General features: G+C 63.5%; 3 protein-coding genes. All 3 read left to right on the forward strand.

What is annotated here, in order from left to right; all coding sequences use genetic code 11:
- Positions 1-25: 25 nt before the first annotated feature.
- A complete protein-coding gene (locus ACIQ17_RS12665) occupies positions 26-514 on the forward strand; it encodes an RNA polymerase sigma factor (protein WP_398469035.1) in 489 nt (162 codons plus the stop codon).
- Positions 511-1,470 (forward strand): FecR family protein, encoded by a 960-nt coding sequence (locus tag ACIQ17_RS12670; protein WP_398469037.1) that lies wholly within the window; start codon positions 511-513, stop codon positions 1,468-1,470. The genes ACIQ17_RS12665 and ACIQ17_RS12670 overlap by 4 nt, the downstream gene beginning before the upstream one ends.
- Before the next feature lie 157 nt (positions 1,471-1,627).
- Positions 1,628-6,104, forward strand: a 4,477-nt coding sequence (locus ACIQ17_RS12675) for a filamentous hemagglutinin N-terminal domain-containing protein (RefSeq protein ID WP_398469039.1), incomplete at its 3' end; no start/stop codon positions are given.

Consider the following 6,104-nt stretch of genomic DNA (forward strand, 5'->3'; position numbering starts at 1 on the left):
GCAACCCTCATCGCCGCTCGCAACCTTGCAGGAATTGCTCACCGATCGCTATGGCACGCTAAGAACGCGGCTGACACGTAGGCTAGGGTCGCAAGACTGGGCAGAGGACGCGCTACAGGAGACGTATCTTCGCCTTGATGGCGCTGAGATCGCCGGCATCGTGCGTAACCCGACCGCATACCTGTTTCGCACGGCCTTCAATGTCGCTCTCAATCGCATGCGCGCTGATCGACGGCTGTCGGCTGCCGAGGTCGATGGCTTGCTGCACGTCGCTGATGAAGCGCCCGACGCGCTGCAGATATTCGAGGGCCGGGCCGAGATGGAGCGACTGAGCAAGATCATCGCGAAACTGCCCGAGCGGCAGCGGGCGATCCTCTTGGCCTCGCGGGTCGATGGCGTATCGCGTCAGGTGATAGCCGACCGCTTCGGCATTTCGGTGGGAATGGTCGACAAGGAGCTCCAGCAAGCACAGGAATATTGTGCGATGCGTTTTGGCTGGAAGAAGACAAAATGACCAGGGCAGAGGCCGAACTGCAAGAGCTGACTCCGCTTGATCGGGAGGCCCATGCCTGGGTGCGGCGTCTGACATCTGGCGAAGCAACCGGCGCCGATGCCGATGCTTTGCGCGAATGGTGCCGTCGAAGTCCCGCGCATGCATCGGCATTTTCATCCGCAAGCAGGCTGTGGCGTGCGGTCGAGCCCGCCAGCAAAGTTCTCGACGAGGAGGCCAATCGGGCCGCCCGTCAGCGATCGCGCACCATGGCTCGGCGGGCTTTCATCGGCGGCGCCATCGCGGCCTCCGCGGGAGGAGTGCTGCTCGTCCGGCCTCCGCTCGATCTTTGGCCGTCTTATTCCGAATTGCAGGCCGATTTCCGTACCGGCGTCGGCGAACGGCGCGAAATTTCCGTCGCTGACGGCGTAGCGATCGAGATGAATGCGCGCACCAGCCTGTCGGTGACCGATGGTGTGGTCGAGTTGATTTCGGGCGAGGCGTCTTTTGCTGCCTCCGAAGATCGGCTCCGCGATCTGGAGGTGCGCGCCGACAGCGGTACGACCGCCACGGCCCATGGACGCTTCGACATCCGCCGTGTCGGAGCCGAAGTACGCGTGACATGTTATGCCAATGAGGTTCGCGTCGCCCATCCCAGCCGAACCTTGATGCTGCGCGCACAGCAGCAGGTCAGCTATCGATCCGGCGCGATCGACGAAGCGGTGTCAATCGATCCCGCCATTGCGTCAGCGTGGCAACGCGGCCTGATGGTGTTCGACATGACGCCGCTGGACGAGGTGATTGCCGATTTGAACCGCTATCGGACGGGGCACATCGTCCTGCTCGATCGCAATCTGGCGCGAAGTCCCGTCAACGGCCGGTTCAGGATCGACCGCCCTGATGATGCATTGACGCAGATCGAACTGGCATTCGGAATCAAGCGCCGCACGCTCCCGGGCGGGCTGATCCTGCTCGGCTGACCACAATCGAAAGTTGCGGTCGTCCAGCGTCGGCTGACATGAAAACTTCATAAAAATTCGGTGGGGGCCTCGTGCTCCCAAGTGTCTCAGGGAGGACGCTGCCATGTCCGGGCTGATCCGGCGGATGGCGCATGCCTTTGGAATGATGAGAGACGCCATGATCGTTCACGCCGCCCGCTCGCCGTCACCTGCATCGCGCACGCTGTTCAAGCGCAGCAGATTGCTCGTGGGGGCAAGCCTCGTGGTGCTGCTCGGCGCGGTGACCAGGGCCGATGCGCGCGGCCTCGGCGGCGGCAATGCGGCCGGTGTCAGCAATCCCACCGCCGTCGCGGCCGCCGCAGCCGCGGCCAGTGCACAGCAGTCGTCGGCCGCCGGCCAGCGGGCCATCCAGTCCATGGCGCGCGCTGCCCGGTCGCTGCAGGCGATCCGTGATGCGCAGAGCGCGGCGCGGGCGGCTGCGCTCGCCGCGACGGGGAGTGCGGTCCCCAATGGACTGGCGGCCGGCGGTCTCGTGGTCGCGCCTGGCGCCGGCGTGACGCCGGATGTCTGGGTCGGCGCCAATACGCCTACACAGGCGCAGGCGGGCGGTCGTACGCAGGTGGAAATCAAGCAGACCGAAGCGAAGGCGATCCTCAACTGGTCGAGCTTCAATGTGGGCCGCGAGACCGATGTCTATTTCAACCAGACTGCAGGCGGCGCGGACAGGGCCAACTGGATCGCGCTCAATCGCGTCACCGATCCGTCGCTGGCGCCAAGCCGGATTCTCGGCACGATAAAGGCTGAAGGACAGGTCTATGTCATCAACAAGAATGGCATCGTGTTCGGTGGCGCTAGCCAGGTCAATGTCCACAGCTTCGTCGCGTCGTCGCTGAGCCTGTCGAATGAGCAATTCCGCGCCGGCATCAATGCGCAGTTGTTTGTGTACCAAGACGACAGCGGCAGCAGTATTGCGAAGCCGCAATTCGGCTATCTCGGACAGACGCGACCGAACCAGCAGGTGGGGCTGACCGATCCAGCGCAGGTCGTAGGTGCAGTCATCGGAGAGGCGCCGGGCGATGTGCGCGTTGAGGCGGGTGCGCAACTGACGATGGCGTCGGGCGGCAAGGCGTTGGTCTTCGCGCCGCGCGTGTTCAATGATGGGCGCATCTCCGCGCCGGACGGGCAGGTGATCCTGGCGGCAGGCGAGCAGGTCTATCTCGCCGCCGACATCAACGGCGTGCGCGGGCTGGACATCGCCGTCTCGGCGCCGATGCGCTGGATGTTCGATTACTACCACATGGCGACCGCGAGCGGGCAGACCAATTGGGAAAATCCGGACAAGCAGTTCATCAAGGATATGAAGTCGCTGCTTTTCCCTGAAATGCAAGCGCGTGCAGCGTCGGTCGGCTACACCGTTGTCAACAACGGGATGGTGTCGGCCGATCACGGCAACATCACGCTGACGTCGCGCAACATCGTGCAGAACGGCGCTCTCGAGGCCTCCACCGCGCTCAATAATCGCGAGGGCTCGATCCGGCTACGCGCGTGGGATCAGGGCATGCTCGCTTATGCGAGCTCGCTGCCGGAGGGCTCGCCCTTGCGCTACTGGGCAACAGGGACCCTGACGCTCGGTAGCGGCAGCGTCACCACGGCGATGCCGGATCTCACCGACACCAGCGAGATCGAGCAGACTTCGCTGGCGACGCGCTACAGCCCCGGCAAGATCGAGCTGCGCGGCAAGCTGATCGACATCGGATCCGCCGCAAATGTGATCGTGCCGGCCGGCAAGATTAGCATCGTCGCCAGTACGCGGGCCGATACCGGCGAGACGCCAATTACCGGCGAGCGCAGTATCTACGATGGCAGTCGTGTGTATATCGGTGAGGACGCCTATCTCAGCGTCGCCGGCCTGCAGGACGTGCTGCTCACCATGGAGAGCAACGTCGTCACTGGTGAATTCCGTATCAATGAATTGCGCGACTCCCCACTGTACCGGGACTCCTGGTTGCGCGGCAAATCGGTCAGTGTCGACAAGCGCGTCAGCGGTCTGTTCGGTGACGGTCCGATGGTCGCCGTCCAATGGATCGAGGGCGCGCCCGGCAAATGGGTGGGTACGCCACTCGGTGACTTTTCCGGCTGGATCGGCGTCGGCAAGACCACGCTCGGCGAATTGTCCACGAACGCCGGCTCGATCCTGGTCAAATCGAGCGGCGACTTCATCACGCGTCAGGGCTCGCTGCTCGACGTCTCGGGCGGCTCGGTGCGCTATCAGGATGGCTGGATCACCACCACCAAGCTGGTGGGCATCGATGGCCGCATCTATGACATCGGCAAGGCCATGCCCGACCAGCTTTATGTCGGCTTCGCGGGCTCGTTCTCGCGCACGCATAATTCGCAGGGCAAGACCGACACGCGCCTGACCGAAACATGGACAACCATCTTCGATCGCGGTGTAAATCGGCGTTTCGAGCGGGGGTATGTCGAAGGCCGCGCGGCCGGCGAGATCCGCTTCTATGTGGCATCCGGCCTCGTGCTTGATGGCAGCTACTGGGGCGGCGTCGTGAACGGCGAGCGGCAGCTGACATCCGGCGATCTGGTCACTGGCGGCAAGTTGACGGTCGGCGCGCTCGGCGACGAGTATGGCCGCTGGCTGATCGGCGATCTGATCATCACTGACAACCCCGTGCTGTTGCCAGCCGGCTTCACGTCGTCGGACATGCCGGGCCCGCGTTGGGGCGTGGCGCCGGTGCTCAAGCCGCCGCTCGCGGATCCTAACGATCCGACCAAAGAGATTCCGCGCGATCCTTCCGTACCGGACAACTGGATCGAGCCCACCAAGGTCACCTATCTGAGCTCCGATGTTCTCGCTGAGTCCGGTATTGCCAATTTCAATCTTGTCGTTCGCAACAGCTTCACGTTGGCCAAGGGCGAACGGCTGGAACTGGCACCGGCGACCAGTTTCAGCGTCACTGTGAATTCGTCGAGTCCGACGACGACTTTCACGGTCGATGGCAGCATCCGCATCGCTGGCGGCAGTGTTATTATCGCCGGTGCCAAGATCGCGCATTTCGGCTCTACCGCTTCCGTTGATGTCAGCGGTGAATGGCGTAACGGCGTAGCCGGCGGCCAGCCACCAATCATCAAAGGCGGCAGCATCAGGGCGGTGGGCGATCTCGCGCCCGGTGCCATCTTCGATGTCTCCGGTGGTGGCTGGTACGACACCACGGGCATCAAGCCGAAGCTGAAGCTTGGTGATGCCGGCGCGCTGTCGCTGTCGCCGGGGGATGTCGCGCAACTGGCTGATCTCGACCTGCGCGGTTATTCGATGGCGTCGGGCGGCACGCTTTCGGTCATCACGTCAGGCGGGATCCAGATCGGCGGCACGCTGCCCGCCGATGCCGCAACCGGTTGGCTGCCTGGCACGCTGTTCGCCGAGCGTGGTTTCCGCAGCTTCGAATTGACCACCACTGGTGACATCACTGTCGCCGATGGTGCGATCATCGCGCAGATTCCGCAAAGCATCGACCTCACGAGATTCGATCCCTCTACCGTTCCTACGGGCGCACTGATCCACCATATCGCCCCATTTGCGACGCGTCCGCTAGCCGAGCGCATGGCGGGCAAGCCGACCTCGCTCGGCCTGATCGGCGACAATGTGGTGATCGGCGCTGGCGCCGTCATCTCCACCGATGTCGGCGGCAGCATCTCGCTTGTTGCCAACGGTCATGACGATCCCTCGGGCACCAAGGTCCCGGGCAACCTGACCATTCGCGGCACTGTCGACGCACCTGCCGGCACCATCACGCTCACTGCCGGCGGTGATCTGACGTTGATGGCCAACGCCCGGATTCTCGCCCGCGGTGCGATGGTCACCGAGGTCAGCAATCGCGGCTTACGCTCCGGCGAGGTACGCGCCGGCGGCACGGTGAGCTTCAACAATGCCGCAAAAATCACATTGGAGACCGGTTCGCTGGTCGACGTGTCCGGTACCAGCGGCATGTTCGACCGCGACGGGGCGCGCAATACGTCCGACGTCTATGCTCTGACCAGTGATGGCGGCACGATCTCGCTGAACTTCCGCGGCAATGCCACTGATCGGGTCGATGCTACGTTCCTGGCGCAGGCCGGAGGTGCCGGATCGGTGGGCGGCACTCTCAATCTTGCGGTCGGTACGGTGTCCGAGCCGACTACCGGCTATCTGCTGCCGACCACGTTGTATTATATCGATCGGACCACAGGGGCGATCAAAGCACTCGCCGGTACGGGCAATCTCGATCTCTACGCAGAATACAGTTCGGGCATCGACACCGCGTTCCGCCTGAGCGGCGTACGCCTGCCGATCCGCAATGGCACGCAGAGCCTGATCCGCGGCGGTGGGCTCGCCATTGTCGACGCCTATGACGGCGGTGCGGCGCCCACGATCAGCCAGCCGCTGGCCTCGGTGCTGACGACTCATCTGGCCCAGCTCGCGCTGCTCAACAAATATTTTTACCTGGACAGCGCAGCAACAGTTTCGGTTGCAAGCCAGTTGCCGAGCGTCACGTTGAAGATGACCAGCATGTCCGCTGCGGCGATCAATGGTGGCGGCTTCGGTTCGCTCAATGTAAATGCCACTGCTTTCATGATCGCGCCTGGGGTTGATCTGTCTTTCGGGA

The sequence above is a fragment of the Tardiphaga sp. genome (assembly GCF_044340795.1).
Classification (GTDB): domain Bacteria; phylum Pseudomonadota; class Alphaproteobacteria; order Rhizobiales; family Xanthobacteraceae; genus Tardiphaga.

Bases quoted from the DNA above. Each gene is read 5' to 3' on its own strand.
- ACIQ17_RS12670 (WP_398469037.1), top strand. From the start codon at position 511: ATGACCAGGGCAGAGGCCGAACTGCAAGAGCTGACTCCGCTTGATCGG.